This is a genomic window from Clostridium sp. (assembly GCF_036643715.1).
Lineage (GTDB): Bacteria > Bacillota > Clostridia > Clostridiales > Clostridiaceae > Clostridium.
In genome coordinates this window covers 20199-42102 of record NZ_JAVXRL010000004.1, presented here as the reverse complement: position 1 = coordinate 42102, position 21904 = coordinate 20199, and the positions used below count along the sequence as shown (strand labels likewise).

Here is a 21904-nt window from a genome sequence, read left to right as displayed (position 1 = left end):
AAGTGGGGTTTGTTATGAATTTATTATTAATAGAAGATGATATATCACTTAATAGAGGGATTTCATTTGCATTGAAAAAGGAAGGGTTAAATGTTTTTAGTGCAACAACAATAGCCGAAGGGGAGAAAGCTTTTAAAGAGAAAGATATTAAGCTAATAGTATTAGACGTAAATCTGCCAGATGGGAATGGTTTTGATTTGTGTATGGAAATAAGGAAAACTTCAGATGTTCCAATAGTTTTTTTAACAGCTCAAAGTAGTGAGTTAGAAATAACAAATGGATTAGATATGGGAGCGGATGATTATATTACTAAACCTTTTAGCGTAAGAGAATTAGTATCGCGAATAAATGCAATTCTTAGGAGGAGTAATAACTATAGTAGATTTAATAAATTAGTATCGAAGGATATTGTATTTAGTACTGAATCTATGAAAGTTGAAAAGCTTGGTGAAGAGGTTTTTTTAAGTAAAAAGGAGTTAAAACTTATTCAATATTTTATGAGTAATCCTCAAATTATTTTAACAAAAGATCAAATACTTCAATCTATATGGGATAATGAAGGCTCTTTTGTAGATGAAAATGTTGTTGCTGTAAATATAAAAAGATTAAGAGGTAAGATTGAAGATAATTATAAAGAGCCAGAATATATACAAAATATTAGAGGTATAGGATATGTTTGGGCGCAGGGGTGCGTTAAAAGATGATTGATATAAAAGTTAAGGATAGTTTTTTTAAGAAATATATAATTTTATTTATAACTTTAATTTCAATTCTGACTATAATATCAAAAGCATATATAAATTCAGAGGTTAAAAAATTACAGCAGGATGAACTTATGAGATATGCTAACGTTATTGGGATTTTAAAAGAAAATAATATAGATGAAGATATTATTAAAAAAGTTATTAAACCAAATAATGAAGAAGTAAGTATTAAAAATGGATTGGATATATTAAATAAATATGCTTATAGTGAAAATATAAAAATTGAGAATAATAAATGGTTTGGACAGAGTTATAAAAGGTTAAAAACAAATATTCAAATAGTAACTATTATAAATATGGCTATAATAACTTTAGTGCTAGGATTTCTTTTATACATAATAATAGGGAAGGTAAGTAAATTAAGTTTGGAGATTAAGAAGCTTTCAGAAGGTGAATATACTGAAGTGCTTGAAGAAAATAAAGAAGGAGTATTTCCCATAGCATATCATAGGTTTAATATTCTATCCTTTAGAATGAGACTTTGGATAGATGAATTAGAAAATGAGAGAGAAAGTATTAAGAAGCTTTTAAATGAGCTATCTCATCAGTTAAAAACACCAATAGCATCAATTAAAATGAATAATGAACTTATTCTAGATGGATATGTGGATAAGAGTGAAATGAATCAATTTTTAGTTGATAATAAAGAGAATATAGTAAGGCTTCAATGGATTACGGAAGGTCTTCTTAAATTAGCGGCACTTGAGATACACTGTATACAAATTAATAAGAGGGAAGAGAATATAAAAAATACAGTTTTAGGTGCAATAAATGCCATGTATGGCAAAGCTATTTCAGAGGATATACTTATAAATGTTAAAGATATTAGTGACTTTAATATAGAACATGATGTTAGGTGGTCAAAGGAAGCTATAATAAATATTTTAGATAATGCAATAAAGTATAGTAATAAAAATTCTGAAATAGTTGTAAGTATGAAAAATGCTTACATGAAAACAACTATAATCATTGAAGATAACGGTATAGGAATAGATAAAGATGATTTATATAAAATATTTGAAAGGTTTTATAGGAGTCTAAATAATTATGTACAAGCTATAGAGGGGTCTGGACTTGGATTATATTTGTGTAAAAAAATAATTGAAGAGCAAGGTGGAACAATTAACGTAAAAAGTGAAATTAATAAAGGCACTATTTTTGAGATTACGTTATACAAACATATTATAAATTAGTTTATAACAGGTAAAATAACAAAATTGTTATTTTACCTGTTATTTTACTGTAAGTGCGGCTATTTATAATAAATTTATATAATTTAAAAAAGGGGTTTTGATTATGGATATGTTAAAAATGGTTGATTTAAGAAAAGTTTATGGATACGGGGAAAGTGCTGTTAATGCAGTAGATGGAATAGATATTACAATTAAGAAGGGTGAATTCGTAGCGATTGTTGGAACTTCAGGTTCAGGCAAAAGTACATTGTTACATATGATTGGTGGATTGGATTATCCAACATCAGGAAAAGTTTTGATTGGTAATAAAGATATTTATTCTTTAAAGAAAGATGAACTTAGTATATTTAGAAGAAGAAATATTGGATTTATATTTCAAGCATTTAATTTAGTTCCAGTACTTACAATATATGAGAATATTACACTCCCAACTAGGCTTGATGGTTGTGCTGTAGATGAAAAATTTATTGAAGAGATTATGAAAAACTTAGGGATATGGGATAAGAGAGATAGGTATCCAAATGAACTATCAGGAGGGCAACAACAAAGAGTTGCTATAGGGAGAGCGCTTTCTACAAGGCCATCAATAGTTTTAGCTGATGAACCAACAGGGAATTTAGATACTAAAAATACAGAGGAAGTTATGATTCTTTTAAAAAGTTGTGCAAAAAAATACAATCAAACATTAGTACTTATAACACATAATGATGAGATAGCATTACAAGGGAATAGAGTTATAAGAATAGAAGATGGTAAGGTTAAAAATGCATAATTGCATTTTATAGGGGTGTATTATGGAAAAAAAGATTGCTTTACAATATATAAAAAGTAGAAAAAAGAAAAATATAATAATAATTGCAACAATAGCATTAGTGACAGCCTTTTTAACGGCTATTTGTATATATGGATTGAGCTTTAATAAGATGATTGAAAATTCAATTAAAAGTTTAGAAGGGAATTATGATGCTTCATTATATGTTAATTTGAAAAATGATTTTGAGAGTATAGATAAATATTCTAATGTAAAAGAATTAGGTGAGGTAGTATCAGTTCATAGTGAAGAAACAAAAGAGGCATATATAAATTATGAATATTTAAATAAGACAGCTTTAGATATGTATTTGTTAGAAGTGATAAAAGGGGAGTATCCAATAAGTGAAATGGATATTGCAGTAGATAAAATATATTTAGATAAAAATAATAAAAATATAGGAGATAAAATCAATTTATTTAATAAAGAATTTAAAATCGTTGGTGTTATTGATAATGTACAATATGATCCAACAAAGGAGTCATTGCATGTACCAAATTACAGAATTTATTTAAGTAAGTCTTATGCAGAGAAAAATAGTAAAGAAAATATGGCGCTTATTAAGTTAAATAATTTAAGTGATTATGAGAATGAATTAAACAAAATAGCAAACCTTATTGGTAAGAATAAAGAGGATGTTTATTTAAACGAAAGTATTATACAATTATCAACTAAAGATATTAGTTCTATTGTACCGTATTTATTATTAGTTCTTTTAATAACTATATCAGCTTTTTTCATAATATATAACATATTTTATATAATACTTGGAGAAAGAATAAAAGCTTTAGGATTATTATTAACTATAGGGATTACAAGTAAGCAACTTAGGAAAATGGTCGTATATGAAAGTATGATATTATCAGCAATAGCAATTCCTATAGGACTTGTTTTAGGAGTTGTAAGTTCATTTGCTGTAATAAAATTTGTATATATAAATGGTGATTTAAGGTTTTATATAAATCCTATTGTAATTCCGCTTGTTATTATATTGACTCTTTTCACAGTATTTTTATCAGTAATATTACCTGCACGTAAAGTATCTAAGTTATCTCCTATTGAGGCTACGAAGTATTCTGAGCAGTCGAGCTTTAAAATAAAGAAAAAGGGAAGAAAAACTTCTAATGATGTATTTAAAGATTTAGCAAAAGTTAATCTTTGGAGAAATAAAAAGGCTACAAGTATAACTATAATTTCTATAGTGTTATCTATTATATTATTTATAGTTGCTGCAACAATGCTAAAGAGTATGAATGTTGAAGTATTAGTAAAGTCGAGGTTTATTTCAGATATAGAAGTTGATGTATCTTTTATGGAGCTATTAGAAGACAACCTTATAAGTAATGATGTCGTTGAAGAAATAAAAGAGATAAAAGGAATTAAGAGCATTGAGGGAGTAAAAGCTATAAATGTATCAGAAGAAAACAATTTTATAAAACTAGTTGGTGTAAATGACCAGTTAGTTAAAAAAATAAAAAATAATATAGTTCTAGGTGAATTTAATGAAAGTAACTTTAAAAATGGTACAGAGGGAATTAGTTGTTTAATACATGGAGAATCATCTTACAAAATTGGTGACATAGTTAAAGTGAAAGGCGAAGATGGTGTTGAGCGGGATATAAAGATAACTGCAATAGTTGGAGAACAAATTATTGAACTATATTCAGAACCTATATATGTTTATAATAAGTCTAATATATTTAATGGTGTAAATGATAATATCAAGGTACTTATAGATACAAATAAAGGTATGATGAAATCAGTATCAAATAGTATTTCTAGTATTACTTCTAATTATAAAAATATAGATGAACCTAGAAACTTTGATCAAACTTTAGAAGATTTAAAAGAAGAAAAGAAAGGAATTCAATTCGTTGGATATTTAATAGTTTTTGTTATTGCATTTATTGGAATGATGAATTTTGCAAATACTATGATATCAAGTATTATATCAAGAAAAAGAGAACTCGGTATGTTAAGAGCTGTTGGTTTAACAGATAGAGAGGTTAAAAAGGTCGTAATTAACGAAGGTATGTATTTGGTTGGGATAACTTCTATAATTGGTATAATATCTGGTAATATAATTGCAGCAATAGCTACCATTTTATTTAAGCAATTAGCTGGGTATATTAGTTATAGTTTTCCTCTAATAGAAAATATATTTTGTATAATTGCAATGGTATTAGTATTATTTGTAGTAACTAGAGCTTCTTTAAAAAAGATAACTAAGGATTCAGTTGTAGATCAAATACGTTTTGAAGATTAAATAATATAGGCAATCTCCATTATATTAGGAGATTGCCTATTTTTTTATTTAGTAAATTTCTTTGATGGAATATTAAATATATGGTTAAATATAAAGTTATAAAATACAAATCCAATTACTGCAGTTGCAATAAAAAATTCTATCCCAGAAATTTCAGTAACTATTCTTGAAGCTTCTGTATAACCTAAACCAGCTAAATAGCCCTTTACCTTAAATGATGCTGCAGTTGAAACCGCAAGGGGGAAAGTAAGGGCAGCAAAAGTTGGGTTAAACTTTAAAGAAAAGAATTTAGGGAAGTTTATATAAACATATAAAGTTGTAAGTAAAGTTAATGTAAAGAAGAACATTACTATATATATATTTGCATCTTTATATAATGTTATATAACTTATAGTACATAAACTTGCAGGCGCTGCAAAAATCGCAATTAATGGATAGTGTGCATCTGGAACTTCTACAGTACAAAGTCTATAAATAACAACTGGTAAAAAGGTTAAAAATGATATTATAACAAAGAAAAATATTGGTTTAACTAAAGTAGTTTCATGCATTTGAACACTAGTAGTACAAGATACGGATACCCCAACTAATAATGCGTACCAACATGGTAATACATATTTCATATTAAAACCAATAACAACATGTCTTATTAAAAAGAATATAACAAAAGCTACATTTATAATAAGTCCAATAAACCAAATAGTTTTTCCAAAAGTATAATTATATTTTAAAAAGTATGCTCCGATATTCATAAGAAGCATTGTAGCAGTTGGGTATAGTGCCATAAGAATAGTATTATTCATTTCTTCCCATACTACTTTTGGATGACGTAATACTTTGCGAAGTGCAAACAGTAAAGCGATACATCCTATGTACATAAATATTGATCTAACAGCAGTAAATTCAAAATTATCATATAAGTTAGTTAATGTTACTGCTCCAAGACAAGTTCCTATAAAAGCTATTGGATATTCCTCTAACTTTATTTTTACTAAATTACTATTTTTCAAAAAATCACCTCTAAAATTTGATATAAAATGTAAATTGTTAAAAGATTAACTTTAAAGAGTTTGAATTAGATAAATTATTAACAAAGAAAATAAAAAACCAATAAGAGCAAGAATTTTCACTACTCCATTGGAATTTACATTACTTGAAGATTTCTTCAAATAGATCCCTCCCTATAAAATAAATAAAATAATATTATTATTACAGAACAATAATAAAGTATAAATTAAATTATATATGTGATAAATATCACATATAAATGTTAAGTTTCAATTAAATTTAAGAGTTTTGTGATATTTATCACGAATGATATTTCATTAACATGATAGAATTGTATCAATTGATAATAAAATAACAAATAAAAATTAGTATTGGCTTTGGAAGGAGATTTATTAATTATGGAAATAAAACAATCTGTATGTAATTATTGTTCTACAGGATGTAACTTAAACTTTACTATTGAAGATAATAAAATAGTAAAAATAGTTGGAACAAAAGATTATCCGGTGAATAATGGAACTGCATGTATAAAGGGATTAAATTTAGATAAACAATGTACCATATATGGAAATCAAAGACTTCCTCTTTTAAGAGGAGAAGATGGTAAAATGCATGAAATATCATGGGATGAAGCATTTAAAGTTTTTGCAGAAAGAATGGGAGAAGTTCAAAATAAATATGGAAAAGAAAGTGCTGCATTTATAAGTACTGGACAGATGCCAATGGAGGAAATGGCGCTTTTAGGACTTATAGGAAGAGGCTTTATGGGAATGCATGGAGATGGTAATACAAGACTTTGTATGGCTACATCAGCAGTTGCATATAAGCAAGCTTTAGGATTTGATGCACCACCATATTCATTAGAAGATATAGATTTATCTGATACTTTAATATTCATAGGTGCTAATCCAGCTATAGCTCATCCTGTAACATGGGGAAGAATTAGGAAAAATAAAGATGCTAAAAAGATTGTTATAGATCCGAGAAAATCAGAAACTGCAAATGGTGCAGATGAATGGTACGGAATAAATCCAAAGTCTGATTTAACTTTATTATATACAGTAGCAAACATACTTATAGAAAAAGGATATATTAATGAAGATTATATAGAAAAATATACAGAAGGTTTTGATGGTTTTAAGGAGCATGTTAAAAAGTATTCATTAGAAGAGTGTGAATTAAAAACAGGTATAGATAAAGAAAGAATAATAAATCTTGCAAATACAATACATAATGGTAAGAGTGTATCACTTTGGTGGACTATGGGTGTAAATCAAGGTTATGAAGCAGTGAGAACAGCTCAAGCTATAATAAATATTGCAGTTATGACTGGAAACATTGGAAGAGAAGGAACTGGACCTAATTCAATAACAGGTCAAAGTGATGCTATGGGTTCAAGATTATACAGTAACACAACATGTTTATTTGCTGGAAGAGATTATGGCAATGAAGAAGATAGAAAGCTTGTTAGAGAAATAATGGATATTGAAGATTCAGATATTCCTAAAAAGCCAACTATGGCATATCCAGAAATAATAAATGGAGCTATAAAAGGTGATATAAAAGCACTTTGGATAGTGTCAACTAATCCAGTTGATTCTTGGATTGATAATAGTACTTTTATGGAAGCTAGAAATAAGTTAGATTTTATAGTTGTTCAAGATTTATATGCGGATACAGATACGGCAAAGATATGTGATTTATTCCTTCCTGCAATACCAGGAGTTAAGAAGACCGGTGCATATATAAATACAGAACGTAGAGTTTCAAGGATGGTTCCTTTATTAAAAAAGGAAGCTAATGAGTTAACTGATTTTGAAATATTAAAAGGAATAGGAAAAGCATTAGGAAGAGAAAAAGCTTTAGAAAAATGGAATACTACAAAGGATGCATTTAATATGCTTAAAAGATGTTCAGAAGGGATGCCATGTGATATAACAGGTATTGATTATGATAAGCTTGAAGGTAGTAAGGGAATTCAATGGCCATTTAAAGAAGGCGAAAAATTAGATTCTGATAATAGAAGACTGTTTGAAAATAATAAATTCTATACTCCAAATGGTAAAATGAAATTTATTTATGAAGATGTTAAAGTAAATATAGATATGCCTACTAAGGAATATCCATATATATTCAATACTGGAAGAGGAACTGTAGGACAGTGGCATACTCAAACTAGAACTAGAGAAATACCAATTGTAAATAAAACAACACCTAAGGAAGCTTATATAGAGATAAGCAAAGATATTGCTGAAAAATTAAATATATGTGATGGTGACAAAATAATAGTTACATCATCAAATGGTATATCTGTAGAAGTTAATGGAAAGATTAACAGTGGATTACCATATAATCAATTATATGGTCCAATGCATTATATAGAAACTAATAGATTAACAAAAGGTGTATATGATAGTTACTCAAGAGAGCCATCATATAAATATGCAACAGTAAATGTAGAAAAGAAGTAAATAAGTTAAAGTTCAATTGTAAAGCTCATTCTTTAGTGTAAAGGGTGAGCTTTGTAAGATTTAGAAGGAGGTTTTTAACATGATAAGCCTTGAAGAAGCTAATGATTTAATATTATCAAAAGTTAAGAATGCTGAATTTGAAAAAATAAATATTAATGATGCATTGAATAGAGTGCTTTATGAAGATATTTATTCAACTATAGATAGTCCTCCGTTTCCAAGGTCACCATTAGATGGGTATGCATTAAGAGGTGAAGATGTTATAAATGCATCAGAGGTTAATGTGAATCTTAAAGTAATAGATAAAATATTTGCAGGATACACAAGTGATAAATATGTAAAAAAAGGAGAAGCAATAAGAATAATGACAGGGGCACCAATTCCTAAGGGGTGTAACTGTATTGTTAGGCAAGAAGATACTAAAGAGAGAAATGGTGTTGTACGGATAATTAAAAGTCATAATCCTTATGATAATTATTGTTATGAAGGAGAAGATTTTAAAGAAGGAACAAAAATACTTGGAAAGAATTGTGTAATAACTTCATCAGAAATAATGGCAATTGCATCAATAGGTAAAGACAGTATAAAAGTATATAAAAAGCCTATTGTTGGAATATTAAATACTGGAGATGAGATACAAAATCCAGGAGAGGATTTATTAGAAGGAAAAATATACAATAGCAATGGGTATTTTTTAAGTTCTAGAGTTTTAGAGCTTGGTTGCATTCCTGTCGTTTATAATATTATATGCGATGATGAAGGTGAAATAATTAAAGCTATATCAAAGTTATACGACGACTGTGATTTAATCATTTCTACTGGTGGAGTATCAGTTGGTGAAAAAGATATAGTTATGAAATGTGCTGAGAAAGTAGGTTTTAATACTTTATTTTGGAAAGTAGATATAAAACCAGGATCTCCAATGTTTGCTGGAGAAAAATGTGGGAAAGTATATATTGGATTGTCAGGAACACCAGTTGCTGCTGCAACAACTTTTGAACTTACAGCTAGAAAAGTTATAAGTTTTATGATGAACTGTCCTCCTATTGACGTAAATAAAAGAATAGGTATTTTAGCTGATGACTTCAATAAAGTAACTGGTAAGAGAAGATTTTTAAGAGTAAATATAAATAATTTAAATGAAGTTCATATAAATAACGTATATCAAAGTCCAGGGCAAGTTCACACAATGATAAATAGTAATGGAATATTAGAAGTACCAAAAAATAAGGCTCTTAAAAAAGGAGACTTAGTAGAAGTTTTAGTGTAGAGGATAAATTATGATAAATAGAGCGGTAATTATATTGTCAGGTGGTAAAAATATAAGGATGAATGGGAGTACGAAAGCTTTTTTAAATATTAATGGTAAAAGATTTATTGATAATATTTTAAAAGAATCTTCAGATTATAAAGAAAAAATAATATCTTGTAATGAATTAAATAAATACTCAGAGTTTAAAGATGTAAAATTAATTAAAGATGAGTTTAGCAATATAGGTCCTATTGGAGGGATTTATTCAGCCCTAAAGCAAAGTAATTGTAATGAAGCACTTATAGTTGCTTCGGATATGCCATTTGTAAAAAAAAATGTGTTAAATTTCCTTGGAAATTATACCTTTAAAGAAGAAGCTTTAGTACCAGTTGTAAATGGCAAAATACAACCATTATGCAGTGTATACAAAAAAAGAATATTACCAACTATTGAAGAAATGATAATATCAAAAGAGTATAAGTTAATGAATTTATTAGATAAACTAAATGTTAAGTATATTAAAATACAAGACGGAGAAAACTTCAAAAATATAAATACTGTTAGTGAATACAATGATTTATTTAATAAAGAAAAGAGTGATAAATTGTGGCATATGTAATAAATATAATAGCAGAATGTTCTGGAGTTGGTAAGACAACACTTATTGAAGGAATTATAAGGGAATTGAAGGTTAAAGGATATTCTATTGCAACGATTAAGCATGATGTACATGGATTTGATATAGATAAAAAAGGTAAAGATACGTATAGGCATAGAGAGGCTGGCGCAGATACAATAATTATATCTTCAAAAAATAGAATGGCTATGATTAAAGAGGTTGAAGAAGAGGTGAGTCTAAACTCCCTTATAAAAATGGTTGAACATAAAGACTTTATAATAGTTGAAGGATACAAGGGGAGCAATTTGAAAAAAATTGAAGTATTCAGAGAAGGCATTAGCCATTCAATAATTACTTCAAAAGAGAAACTAATTTGTGTTGCATCAGATAAAGATATGGAAGTAGATGGAGTAGAAGTTATTAAGATAAATGATTATATTAAAATATCAAATATATTAATTAAAGAGTTAAATAAGATAAATGGAGGAAAACCAAATGTACACACTTGGGATAATAACTAGTAGCGATAAAGGATCTAGAGGTGAACGAGAAGATAAGAGCGGAGAATTAATAAAAAATATTGTAAAAGAAAATGGTTTTGAAGTTAAAAGGTATGTAGTTCTCCCTGATGAGAGAGAAAATTTAAGTAAAGAGATGAAGTACATGTGTGATGAACTTTCAGTCGATCTTATATTAACAACAGGTGGAACTGGATTCAGTGATAGGGATGTAACACCTGAAGCGACAAAGGATGTTATACATAAGGAAGCTCTTGGAATAGCTGAAGCTATAAGAAATTATAGTTTTACTATAACAAAAAGGGCTATGTTATCTAGAGGAACCGCTGGAATAAGAAATAAAACGTTAATAGTTAATATGCCAGGGAGCCCAAAGGCTTGTGGAGAAATATTAGATTATATATTAGAAGATTTAAAACATGGATTAGATATTTTAAAAGGAAGTGCTTCCGAATGTGCAAGAAAGTAATACCGATTATATTAGCAGTATTTTTATTGATTTCAATAATGGTTATGGGATGCGGCAATAAGACGGATAAAGAATTATCAAGTGATAAAGGTGAATTAAAGATAAGTATTGCAGCTAGTCTTCAAAAACCTATGGAGAAAATAGGTAACGAGTTTACTAAAGAAACAGGAATAAAAGTTAAATATAATATAGGTGGTTCTGGAACTTTAGAAAAGCAAATAGTCCAAGGTGGAGATACAGACTTATTTTTATCAGCAAATAAAAAGTATTCAGATGATTTGGTTAAGGACGGTATTGTAGATAAGAATGATTGCTACAATATATTAACTAACTCACTTGTATTGATAGAAGGAAACGATGTAAAGAAAAATATAAAAGATATTAATGAGCTTAAAAATATTAGAGGTAAAATTGCTGTAGGAGAAGTAGCTACAGTTCCAGCGGGTCAGTATACAAAAGAAACTTTAGAAAATTTAAAGCTTTGGGATAAGTTAAGGGACAAGTTAATCTATTCAAAAAGTGTAACTAGTGTAAAAAATTATGTTGAAAGTGGCGATGTAGATTACGGATTTGTATATAAAACAGATGGACTGGATCTTAAAAACAGTAAAATAGCATATGAGGTTCCAAATAAATATCATAGCAATATTGAATATTCTTTATGTTTAATTAAAGATAGTAAAAATAGAGATGATTGTAATAAATTTATAAAATATTTAAAAGATAAAAATAGTAAAGATATATTTAAACAATATGGATTTGGAGTAGAAGAGTAATTATGATTTTGAATGCTTTTTTTATATCATTTAAAGTTGTAGTAGTAGCTGTTATAGTTAGCTTAATAATAACTTTAGTTGCAATAAACTTATTGATTGAAAAGAAAATCAAAGGAAAAAATATAATTGAAACTATAATGATTTTTCCAATGTTTCTTCCACCATCAGCAGTCGGGTATTTAATACTTATAGCATTTGGAAGACGGGGATTTATAGGAAGTATATTATATGATAAATTCGATACAAGTATAATATTTACTTGGGTTGCAGCAGCTTTAGTTGGAGTTATTGTTTCCCTTCCAGTAATGTATCAAAGTATAAAAGCATCAATACTTGGTATTGATTTGGATATTAAAAATGCAGCTAGAGAGATGGGGGCAAGTGAATTCCAAGTATTTAAAAAAATAAGTTTACCTCTATCTAAAAAGGGTATCCTTACAGGGGTGATTCTTAGTATCGCAAGGGTATTTGGAGAGTTTGGTGCAACGATACTAGTTGCAGGTAATATACCAGGAGATACTCAAACGGTACCAATGGCAATGTATTATGCAATAGAAAATAACGATATTTTAGCTTCAAGAACAATACTTATAGTAATAGTGGTTATAAGTATTGCTTTAACATGTTTATATAATAGAATACTGAAAAGAATAGTTTAAAATAGGAGAGATATACTATGAAGAGTGTAAAAGTAGAGGAATCAATCGGAATGGTTTTATGTCATGATATTACAAAGATTATTCCGGGAGAATTTAAAGGTAGGGCTTTTAAAAAAGGTCATATAATAAGAGAAGAAGATATAGAAGAACTTTTGTCTATTGGCAAGGAGCATATTTATGTTTGGGAAAAGGAAGAGGGAATACTTCATGAAAATGATGCAGCTATAAGACTTAAAGATTTAGTATGTGGAAGTGGTCTTGAGTTTGGAGAAATTAAAGAAGGAAAAATAAATTTTATAGCAGAAAAGGATGGACTCCTTAAAATAGATAAGGAAGAACTACTTAAAATAAATATGCTAGGAGATATAATAGTATCAACTATACATAATAATACTCCAGTTAAAAAGGGTGAAATTATAGGAGCTACAAGAATAATACCTTTAGTAATAGATGAGAAGAAAATAATAGAAGCAGAAAATAGTGTAAAGAAAAATATTATAAATATAGAAGAAATTAAAGGTAAAAAGGTATTTATGATTACAACAGGAAGTGAAGTATATCACGGAAGAATTAAAGATGCTTTTGGGCCTGCTGTTAAGAAAAAGTTAGACTATTATGGATGTAAACTTATAGAGCAAACAATACTTAAAGATTGTAAAGAGGATATTGTAAAAGAAATAAAAAGAGCACTTAGATGTGGTGCAGAAATGATTGTGTGTACAGGGGGAATGTCTGTTGATCCAGATGATGTTACCCCAACTGCGATAAAGGAATGTGGAGCAGACCTTATAAGTTATGGAGCACCAGTACTTCCAGGCGCAATGTTCTTATTATCATATTATGGTGATATACCAATACTTGGACTGCCAGGATGTGTTATGTATTCAAAGCGAACTGTATTTGATTTAGTGCTACCTAGAATATTAAGTGATGAAAAACTTACAATGAGAGACTTAGCATTATATGGTCATGGTGGATTTTGCCTAAGCTGTGATGTTTGCACATTCCCTCATTGTTCATTTGGAAAAGGAGAGTAATTAATATGAGTAATGAATTAACACATTTCGATAAAGATGGAAATGCAATAATGGTAGATGTCATAAAGAAGGAAAAAACTGAAAGAATAGCAATTGCATCAGGAAAGATAAGTGCTAGTAAAGAAACTATTATATTAATAAAGCAAGGAAAGATTGGAAAAGGTGATGTTATAGGAGTTGCGAGAGTTGCAGGTATAATGGCAATGAAGAAAACATCAGATTTAATTCCAATGTGCCATCCTATTATGATTAACGGATGCAGTGTTGACTTTGAAATAAATGAAGAAGATTCAGAAATAATAATAACTGCAACATCAAAGATATTTGAGAAAACAGGTGTTGAGATGGAAGCACTTACAGGAGTATCTGTTGCGGCATTAACAATATATGATATGTGTAAGGCAGTTGATAAAAGAATGATAATTAAAGATATTCATCTAGTCAAGAAGACTGGTGGGAAAAGTGGAGAGTTTAATTTCTAATATATAGGGGTGAGAAAGATTCTAGATAAGTATGGAAGAAATATTGACTACCTTAGAATTTCTATTACTGATAAGTGTAATTTAAGATGCATTTATTGCATGCCAGAGAGGGGAAGTAAATTTCAAAAAGAAAAAGATAAACTCTCTAATTCTGAAATTTATAAAATTGCACAATCAGCTGCAAAGTTAGGTATTAGAAAAATTAGACTTACGGGAGGGGAACCTTTAGTAAGGGATGGGATAGTTGATTTAATAAATAAAATAAATGATATAGAAGGAATTGAAGAGATATGTCTAACAACAAATGGTATATTACTTGAAGAAAATCTTGATAAACTATTTAAGAGTGGTTTAAGAAAAGTAAATATAAGCTTAGACACTTTAAACGAAGAAAAATATAAGGAAATTACTAGAGGTGGCTCCATAAGAAAAGTACTTAGTGCTATTGATAAGTGTTTAGATTATGGAATAATAGTTAAATTAAATGTTGTTATAATAGAAGGCATTAATGATAATGAAATATTAGAATTAGTTAATTTAACTTTAAGTAAGAAGATAGATATAAGATTTATAGAACTTATGCCTATAGGTGAAGGGATTAAGTTTAAAGGACTATCTAATGAATATATAGTGGATTACATAGAGAAAGCAAAGATTCAGTTTAAAGAAGTATATAGAAGCTCTCATGATGGGCCTGCAAAATATATTAAAATTAATAATTCTTTAGGAAGAATAGGTTTTATTAGTGCTATGAGTAGTTGCTTTTGCGAGGATTGTAATAGAATAAGAATTACAACAGATGGAATGTTAAAGCAATGCTTAAATTGGAAGAGTGGTATAAATTTAAAAAAGAAATTCATAGATGGAATTGATGATGAACAATTAAATGATATAATTAGAGATTCTATTTACAATAAACCAGAGAAATATTTATTTAAAGAAGAGAGCATAGATAAAGAAGAAAAGTTTATGAATGAAATTGGAGGATGAAAGTATGGCAAAGATTGTAGCTATATGCATGAGTGAAAAAAAAGGAACTGCTAAAGTGCAAGTTGAAAGTGCTAAGTTTATAGAAGAGTTTGGCATAGAAAATGATGCCCATGCAGGTAAGTGGCATAGGCAAATAAGCCTTCTTGAACTTAAAAAGATAGATGAATTTAATGAACAAGGTGGGAATGTTAAGTTTGGTGACTTTGGAGAAAATTTAGTTATTGATGGTATTGAAGTAGATAAATTAGATATAGGTAAAAGAATTCAAATTGGAGATGTTATTTTAGAAATAACACAAATAGGAAAGAAGTGTCACAATGAATGTGAGATATTCCATAGAGTAGGAAAGTGTATTATGCCAATACATGGAGTGTTTAGTAGAGTTATTAAGGGTGGAACTATAAAAATTAATGACAATGCGAAACTAATATAAAAAAACGGCTGTTGCAATTTAGCAACAGCCGTTTTTTTATTATTTATTTAAATAATTCTTTTCATATCTGTCATAAAGCACAAGTGCTATTATTGTGAATAATAGAGGTCCTGCTATTTGGAATATAGTAGCGACATAATCTCCAGTATCAAGCACTGGTTTTATTATTGTAAATAAGTTTGCAAATGCAATTGTTGCGATAACAATGAATGTACAGAACTTAATCATTTTTGGTGACTTATAAATAACAAATGGTTTTTCGATATCTTTCTTCTTCTTAAATGATATGAATGCATAAGCAATAAACATATAAGGTATTGTCATTGCAACGTTACTCATTAATATTAAGTAATTTAAGAATAATGAAGCTGTTTTACCACCAAATGATGTAATAAATACTATGACAACAACAATTAAACATTGAACCCACATAGCATTTTTTGGCATACCGTTCTTATCAAGTTTAATCCATGATTTTGGCCAAATTTCACTTGGAGTACCTTCCATCATTTGCTTAATTGGTGAATAAGTTAAAGTGAAGAATGCACCAATTAATGCTAGGAACATTGAAAGTCCAATGAATCTTGAGAACCAAAGACCGATTTGAGCTGAAACGCTAGCGCTAAGGTTAAGTGCCATTCCAATTGAATTACCTAAGTTACCCATTACAATATATCCTGCATTAGCCATGTTAACTGTTTGGTTATCAAGAGTTACAGTCCAGTTTGTAAAGAATCCAACACAAAGGATACCAAGTGCATAACCAACTGTTATAACTACAGCTGCAATCTTAATACCTTTTGGGAATGTCTTTTCTGGATTTTCAGTTTGGTCAACAAGACCACTTACTGCTTCAAGACCACCATAAGCAAATATAGCGAATACCATAAATCCAAGTATTCCAATAGGTGATTGGTAAGATGGATTTGGTGAGTGAACTAAGGCTGAAGCTGTTATAGGTTGAGCTAATTTAAATCCATTAAGAGCTAAAACAGCAAATCCCCCAACTAGTAATACTATATTAGATAGTGCAACGAATGTACCACCAACTGATGTAAACTTCTTAATACCATCTAATCCTTTTGATGCTGTAAAAGTTATAAAGCATACTAAAATAATAGCAAGTAAAGCCATTGTTTGAGGTGCACTTAAACCGAATAGTGACCAAGTGTAAGTAACATCTGACCCGAATATCAAGTTAGATAAAGGTACCCAAATTGATGAAGATGTTGAAACCATCCATATAAGGTTTGATGTATACCACATAAATGTAACGATGAAAGCATACTTAGGACCTATAGACTTATTCATCCAAGAATAAATTCCACCTTTTTCTTTTCTAAAGGCAGCTCCAAATTCAGCAAGCATAAATGCATAAGGTATGAAAAATGTTATTGCTGAAAGTATGTACCAAGGAATTGCAGAGTATCCCATAAGTAAGAATGCTCTAGCGATATTTGTAAATCCGAAAACGGATGTGAATATCATAAGTATCAATGATATCAAGGTTAGTTTCTTTTTGTTGTCTTCCATAAAAGTCCTCCTAAATTTAAATATAATAATAAGTTTAGCACAATAGCGTAATGAATTTATGAAAAAAAAACAAACATTCTATTAATAGTATTCAAAAATATTATTATAATATTCAATAATATTTCGTAGCATATTGAATATTATATACATAGAAACTTAACAGAAAATTTAATTGCAATACATTTAAAATTGTTAGAATAAATAATATTGTGTAAATTTAATTAAATTTGGAGGTGAATTATGAAAAATATTCTTTCTGTATTCAAGAGGGATATGAAAGCTATAGTTAAAAATCCAGTAGCCATTATTATAATTGTTGGTTTATGTTTTATTCCATCATTATATGCATGGATAAATATAAAAGCATGCTGGAATCCATACGAGAATACAAGTACGGTGCCAATTGCTGTAGTTAATAATGATAAAGGAACAGCACTTGATGGTAAAGAGCTTAATATGGGGGATGAAGTAGTAGCTGAGCTTGAAAGCAACAAAGATATTGGATGGAAATTTGTTGATTCTAAGCAAGGTGAATTAGGGATAGTAAGTGGTAAATACTATGCGATGATAGAGATACCTGAGGACTTTTCGAAAAATTTGACAAGCCTTACAACTGATAATCCGGTAAAGCCGGACATAATTTATAAGGTTGATACTAAGGCAAATCCAGTTGCAGGTAAAATTACTGAAGTTGCAGAAGAGCAACTTATAAATGAAATAAAATCTAATTTTGTATCTACAGTAAATAAAATAATTTTTTCATCACTTAATAAAGTTGGGAATAAAATAGCTGACAATAAAAATCAAATAGTAGATATGAAAAATGCAATAATTTCTGTAAATAAAAATATGAGTCTAATTAATTCAGCGTTAACTGGTACAAGTAGTAATGCAAGCAATTTAAGTACATACTTAAATAGTATTAAGGCAACACTTCCTCAATTAACAAACGGGATAAGTGCAATGCAAGATGGTACTAGCCAATCAAAAGATCTAACTAAATATACAAAGAACACATTAGATAGCTCATTTAATAGTTTAGAGATGAATTTAAACCAAATAGAGACTTCAAGTAAAAAGGTTAGTTCATTAGTAGAAAGCTTAAATAATGCTGTAAAAGATCAAGGGAGTCAAAATATTAGTACAACAATATCTATGGCAAAACAAGAGATAAGTTTTATTAATGGAAATGTAGATACATTAGTAAAATATTTAACAGAAATAAATAAATTATCAAACAATGATAATATAACAAAATTAATTTCTTCATTAAATAATGTAAAAAATTCTCTTAATGAAGAAAATAAGAGATTAGATGATTTAAGCAATTCATTTAATCAAACAGGAAAGCTTAATGAAAGTATATTAAATGAAATAAATTCATTAAATTCTTCAGCAAGTAGCAATGTAAAAGGAACTCTTAATATATATAACACAAGAACAAAGAGTGCAATTTCAAAAATATGTGACAATTATATAAAAGCAACAGAAGAAGCAAACAAATTACTAGGAAATTCAAAAGGTATGGTAAGTAGTATTGATACGCTTATAGATACTGCAATAGAAGGAAGTAATTTAACAAAAGATACAACAAGTAAGCTAGAAGAAAAACTTAAGTACTTTGAAGGAAGTATTGGTGATATAAGTAAGAAGCTTGAAAGTGTAAGTGATAGTAATTTAGAGGAAATAGTTACAATACTTCAAAGTAATCCAGAAGTTATGGGAGAGTATATTTCAGATCCATTTAACGTAAAGAATGAATCAATATATAAAATTCCAAACTATGGTTCTGGAATGGCACCAATTTACTCAGTATTAGCAATATGGGTTGGAGGTCTAGTTTTAACATCATTACTTTCAACTGAAGTAACACCTTTTGAAGGTAGCGAAAAGCTTACGATGAGAGAAAAATATTTAGGTAAGATGATTACATTTGTTTCTCTTGCAATGATACAAGGTCTTATTATAACACTTGGTGATAAGTTAATACTTGGAGTGTATACTGTAAATGCACCACTTCTAATAGCATTTGGAGTAGTATGTTCATTTACATTCTCTATTATTATTTATACATTAGTATCATTATTTGGAAATGTAGGTAAAGCATTATCTATAATATGGATGGTAATACAAATAGCAGGATCTGGAGGAACATATCCAATACAAGTTGATCCACTATTCTTTAGAATATTACAACCTTTATTCCCATTCACATATGGTCTTGAAGGTTTTAGAGAAGCAATAGGTGGACCTCTTATAAGTACGGTAGTACTAGATTTTGCAATGTTATTTATATTTGCAGCAGTATTCTTATTAATAGGAATATTCTTCAAAGAGAGAATTCATAAATATACTAATAAATTTGAAAAGAAATTTGAAGAATCAGGAATTGCAGAGTAATTAACTTTTACTTTTGAGGTGTAAAAATGAGGAAAATATTTAAAGTCTTTAAGAGAGATGTAAAAAATATAATTAAAAATCCAGCAGCTATTATTATTGTAATTGGATTATCTTTAATTCCATCACTTTACGCATGGGTAAATATAAAAGCATGTTGGAACCCATATGTAAACACTGGACAAATACCAGTTGCAGTAATAAATAATGACAGTGGAGCAAACTTTAATGGTAAAACTATTAATGTTGGTAATGAAATAATTGATCAATTAAAAACTAATAATGATATAGGTTGGAGATTCGTTTCTGATTGGGAAGGTAATTATGGACTTAATGAAGGGAACTACTATGCATTAATAGAAATACCTTCAAACTTCTCAAGCGATTTAACTAGCCTGGCGTCAAAAGATCCAAAGAAGCCAGATATAATATATAAGGCTAATGAAAAGGTCAATGCAATAGCAACAAAAATTACTGATGTTGCGCAACAAAAATTGACTGAAGAAATAAAAAATAATTTTATAGATACAGTTAATAAAGAAGCTTTTAAATATTTAAACACTTTTGGGGATAATGTAAAGAAAAATGAGTCTAATATATTAGAACTTAAAAATACTATTGATGAAACTCAAAATAGTTTAAATAAAATTCAAGGATACTTAGATACATCAAGTAAAAATATTAATGAAGTATCAACATACTTAAATAGTGTAAAGGGAGATCTTCCAACAGTTACAAAGCAAATAAATGATCTCCAAGGGATGGTATATGGTAATAAAGATTTAATATCAAGTACACAAATGGGTATTCAAAATGTATCTAACGGAATAAAGAATGATTTATTACAAATTCAAGTTATAACAGATAAATACAACAGTCTTTTAAGTAGTTTAAATGGTATGAACAGTAATACGCAAGATATTAAAGCTATAGATAAAACTATAGATGATATGCAGGCAACTTTAGATAGTTTAAATAGTATGATAGAAAGTAGTAAAGGTGTTTTACAAGGAATAAATGATAAACATCCAAGTCATGCTATTCAAGTTCAAATTGATAAGCTAAATGGACTTCAAGGAATTATTGCAAAGGATAAAGAGCAATTAAAGTCATTAAAGACATTAGTTGATTCAAATAAAATTGGAGAAGGTACTGATAAAATCGTAAAAAGTTTAACTGATCTAAATTCAAATTTTGGAACTAATTTATCTTCAGCAAATAATAATTTCTATGGAAATACATTACCTGAACTTAATAATATAGGTAATACTTTATCAAGTGGTACTGACACTGCGAATAATCTTTTAGAGAGCAGTAAAGCTATAGTTCCACAACTAAATGCCCTTGCAAGCTTTGGAATAGCAAGTGGAGATGTTGCAACTTCCCAAATGGGAGATGTAAAAACTAAGCTAGATGACTTTAAAAGTAAGATAGCAAAAGTTCAAACAGAAACTAATAAGATAACTAGTGAAAGTTTAAACGAAGCTATAAATACTATGAAGAAAAACCCAGAAACAATGGCTTCATTTATGTCATCACCTATAAACGTAAAGACAGTTGATGTTTATGATGCAGGTATATTTGGAGTTGCATTAACACCATTTTATACTGTACTTGGTATTTGGGTTGGATCACTATTAATGTTGGCGTTACTTACAACTGAATGTGAAGATTTTGAAGATGGTGAAAAAATATCAGTAATGCAAAAGCATTTTGGTAAATTATTATTATTTTTAACAATATCTATAATACAAACAATAATAGTATTAGTTGGAGATATATTAGTACTTGGAGTACATCCTGTTAATATACCGTTATTTATGGGCATGGGATTACTGTCAGCTGTTGTATTTACAATTATGATATTTACCCTTGTATCATTATTTGGAAATGTTGGTAAGGCAATAGCAGTAGTAATAATGGTATTCCAAATAGCTGGTGCTGGGGGAATATATCCAATTCAAACTAATCCAAAAATATTCGAAGTACTACAACCATTGTGGCCATTTACTTATGCAATTGATGGATTTAGAGAAGGAATTGCAGGTCCTATATGGAGTGACACTATTCATGACATAAAAATGCTTTGTTTATTCGGAGTAATATTCTTAATATTTGGAATAATTAAGAGGCATATTTATAAGGCGACTATGTTTATGGAAGATAAGTTTAAAGAAGCTGGACTATAATAAATATATAAAATAAAGCCTGTATCTAGAAATCTAG

The 21904-nt window shown here is 28.7% G+C and carries 19 protein-coding genes; 17 read left to right on the top strand and 2 right to left on the bottom strand.

Annotated elements, in window-relative coordinates; translation table 11 throughout:
- The first annotated feature begins 14 nt into the window (after positions 1–14).
- From RSF37_RS02390 to RSF37_RS02375, 4 genes are all read left to right on the top strand, one after another.
- Positions 15–704, top strand: a complete 690-nt coding sequence (locus RSF37_RS02390; protein WP_332562783.1) for a response regulator transcription factor — start codon at positions 15–17, stop codon at positions 702–704.
- Complete coding sequence (locus RSF37_RS02385; protein ID WP_332562782.1) at positions 701–1957, top strand: sensor histidine kinase; 1257 nt, start codon at positions 701–703, stop codon at positions 1955–1957. Before RSF37_RS02390 ends, RSF37_RS02385 begins: the two co-directional genes overlap by 4 nt.
- Before the next feature lie 103 nt (positions 1958–2060).
- Positions 2061–2729 carry an ABC transporter ATP-binding protein gene (locus RSF37_RS02380; RefSeq protein WP_332562781.1) on the top strand — a complete coding sequence of 223 codons (669 nt, stop codon included), beginning with the start codon at positions 2061–2063 and terminating at the stop codon, positions 2727–2729.
- A gap of 22 nt (positions 2730–2751) precedes the next feature.
- On the top strand, positions 2752–5034 hold the full coding sequence (locus tag RSF37_RS02375) for an ABC transporter permease (RefSeq protein ID WP_332562780.1): 2283 nt from the start codon (positions 2752–2754) through the stop codon (positions 5032–5034).
- 44 nt (positions 5035–5078) lie between these two features.
- Here RSF37_RS02375 and RSF37_RS02370 read toward each other — a convergent pair whose 3' ends face one another.
- On the bottom strand, positions 5079–6044 hold the full coding sequence (locus tag RSF37_RS02370) for a TDT family transporter (protein ID WP_332562779.1): 966 nt from the start codon (positions 6042–6044) through the stop codon (positions 5079–5081).
- Between the two features lie 396 nt (positions 6045–6440).
- Here RSF37_RS02370 and RSF37_RS02365 point away from each other — a divergent pair, with 396 nt between their 5' ends.
- The 11 genes from RSF37_RS02365 (at position 6441) to RSF37_RS02315 (ending at position 15748) form a co-directional block, all read left to right on the top strand.
- A complete protein-coding gene (locus tag RSF37_RS02365; protein WP_332562778.1) occupies positions 6441–8513 on the top strand; it encodes a molybdopterin oxidoreductase family protein in 2073 nt (690 codons plus the stop codon).
- Between the two features lie 79 nt (positions 8514–8592).
- Positions 8593–9783 (top strand): molybdopterin molybdotransferase MoeA, encoded by a 1191-nt coding sequence (locus RSF37_RS02360; protein WP_332562777.1) that lies wholly within the window; start codon positions 8593–8595, stop codon positions 9781–9783.
- Between the two features lie 10 nt (positions 9784–9793).
- The gene (locus RSF37_RS02355; RefSeq protein WP_332562776.1) at positions 9794–10384 is read left to right on the top strand and encodes a molybdenum cofactor guanylyltransferase; all 591 of its coding nucleotides are present in this window, start codon (positions 9794–9796) and stop codon (positions 10382–10384) included.
- A complete protein-coding gene (gene mobB / locus RSF37_RS02350; protein ID WP_332562775.1) occupies positions 10372–10905 on the top strand; it encodes a molybdopterin-guanine dinucleotide biosynthesis protein B in 534 nt (177 codons plus the stop codon). Before RSF37_RS02355 ends, mobB begins: the two co-directional genes overlap by 13 nt.
- Positions 10880–11371, top strand: coding sequence for a MogA/MoaB family molybdenum cofactor biosynthesis protein (locus RSF37_RS02345; protein WP_332562774.1), 492 nt, complete (start codon positions 10880–10882; stop codon positions 11369–11371). The genes mobB and RSF37_RS02345 overlap by 26 nt, the downstream gene beginning before the upstream one ends.
- The gene (gene modA, locus RSF37_RS02340; RefSeq protein WP_332562773.1) at positions 11356–12147 is read left to right on the top strand and encodes a molybdate ABC transporter substrate-binding protein; all 792 of its coding nucleotides are present in this window, start codon (positions 11356–11358) and stop codon (positions 12145–12147) included. Before RSF37_RS02345 ends, modA begins: the two co-directional genes overlap by 16 nt.
- Positions 12148–12149: 2 nt before the next feature.
- Complete coding sequence (modB, locus tag RSF37_RS02335; RefSeq protein ID WP_332562772.1) at positions 12150–12806, top strand: molybdate ABC transporter permease subunit; 657 nt, start codon at positions 12150–12152, stop codon at positions 12804–12806.
- A gap of 17 nt (positions 12807–12823) precedes the next feature.
- The gene (locus tag RSF37_RS02330) at positions 12824–13843 is read left to right on the top strand and encodes a molybdopterin-binding protein (RefSeq protein WP_332562771.1); all 1020 of its coding nucleotides are present in this window, start codon (positions 12824–12826) and stop codon (positions 13841–13843) included.
- Between the two features lie 5 nt (positions 13844–13848).
- Positions 13849–14325 (top strand): cyclic pyranopterin monophosphate synthase MoaC, encoded by a 477-nt coding sequence (moaC, locus tag RSF37_RS02325; protein ID WP_332562770.1) that lies wholly within the window; start codon positions 13849–13851, stop codon positions 14323–14325.
- A 9-nt stretch (positions 14326–14334) separates the two neighbouring features.
- Complete coding sequence (gene moaA, locus RSF37_RS02320; protein ID WP_442878699.1) at positions 14335–15315, top strand: GTP 3',8-cyclase MoaA; 981 nt, start codon at positions 14335–14337, stop codon at positions 15313–15315.
- Positions 15316–15319: 4 nt separating this feature from the next.
- On the top strand, positions 15320–15748 hold the full coding sequence (locus RSF37_RS02315) for an MOSC domain-containing protein (RefSeq protein WP_332562769.1): 429 nt from the start codon (positions 15320–15322) through the stop codon (positions 15746–15748).
- Positions 15749–15787: 39 nt separating this feature from the next.
- Here the strand turns inward: RSF37_RS02315 and yjeM are convergent, their stop codons facing one another.
- Positions 15788–17281 carry a glutamate/gamma-aminobutyrate family transporter YjeM gene (gene yjeM / locus RSF37_RS02310; RefSeq protein ID WP_332562768.1) on the bottom strand — a complete coding sequence of 498 codons (1494 nt, stop codon included), beginning with the start codon at positions 17279–17281 and terminating at the stop codon, positions 15788–15790.
- Positions 17282–17521: 240 nt separating this feature from the next.
- Between yjeM and RSF37_RS02305 the strand changes: the two genes are divergently transcribed.
- A complete protein-coding gene (locus tag RSF37_RS02305; RefSeq protein ID WP_332562767.1) occupies positions 17522–19681 on the top strand; it encodes a YhgE/Pip domain-containing protein in 2160 nt (719 codons plus the stop codon).
- Between the two features lie 26 nt (positions 19682–19707).
- Entirely contained in the window at positions 19708–21867 is a 2160-nt protein-coding gene (locus RSF37_RS02300) for a YhgE/Pip domain-containing protein (protein WP_332562766.1), read from the top strand.
- The last annotated feature ends 37 nt before the right edge of the window (positions 21868–21904 follow it).

Excerpts from the sequence above, each read along its gene's own strand:
- moaC (WP_332562770.1), top strand. The coding sequence starts at position 13,849 with ATGAGTAATGAATTAACACATTTCGATAAAGATGGAAATGCAATAATG.
- RSF37_RS02315 (WP_332562769.1), top strand. The coding sequence starts at position 15,320 with ATGGCAAAGATTGTAGCTATATGCATGAGTGAAAAAAAAGGAACTGCT.
- RSF37_RS02375 (WP_332562780.1), top strand. The coding sequence starts at position 2,752 with ATGGAAAAAAAGATTGCTTTACAATATATAAAAAGTAGAAAAAAGAAA.
- RSF37_RS02355 (WP_332562776.1), top strand. The coding sequence starts at position 9,794 with ATGATAAATAGAGCGGTAATTATATTGTCAGGTGGTAAAAATATAAGG.
- RSF37_RS02380 (WP_332562781.1), top strand. The coding sequence starts at position 2,061 with ATGGATATGTTAAAAATGGTTGATTTAAGAAAAGTTTATGGATACGGG.
- RSF37_RS02300 (WP_332562766.1), top strand. The coding sequence starts at position 19,708 with ATGAGGAAAATATTTAAAGTCTTTAAGAGAGATGTAAAAAATATAATT.
- modA (WP_332562773.1), top strand. The coding sequence starts at position 11,356 with ATGTGCAAGAAAGTAATACCGATTATATTAGCAGTATTTTTATTGATT.
- RSF37_RS02330 (WP_332562771.1), top strand. The coding sequence starts at position 12,824 with ATGAAGAGTGTAAAAGTAGAGGAATCAATCGGAATGGTTTTATGTCAT.
- RSF37_RS02305 (WP_332562767.1), top strand. The coding sequence starts at position 17,522 with ATGAAAAATATTCTTTCTGTATTCAAGAGGGATATGAAAGCTATAGTT.
- RSF37_RS02385 (WP_332562782.1), top strand. The coding sequence starts at position 701 with ATGATTGATATAAAAGTTAAGGATAGTTTTTTTAAGAAATATATAATT.
- RSF37_RS02390 (WP_332562783.1), top strand. The coding sequence starts at position 15 with ATGAATTTATTATTAATAGAAGATGATATATCACTTAATAGAGGGATT.
- RSF37_RS02345 (WP_332562774.1), top strand. The coding sequence starts at position 10,880 with ATGTACACACTTGGGATAATAACTAGTAGCGATAAAGGATCTAGAGGT.
- modB (WP_332562772.1), top strand. The coding sequence starts at position 12,150 with ATGATTTTGAATGCTTTTTTTATATCATTTAAAGTTGTAGTAGTAGCT.
- yjeM (WP_332562768.1), bottom strand. The coding sequence starts at position 17,281 with ATGGAAGACAACAAAAAGAAACTAACCTTGATATCATTGATACTTATG.
- RSF37_RS02360 (WP_332562777.1), top strand. The coding sequence starts at position 8,593 with ATGATAAGCCTTGAAGAAGCTAATGATTTAATATTATCAAAAGTTAAG.
- RSF37_RS02365 (WP_332562778.1), top strand. The coding sequence starts at position 6,441 with ATGGAAATAAAACAATCTGTATGTAATTATTGTTCTACAGGATGTAAC.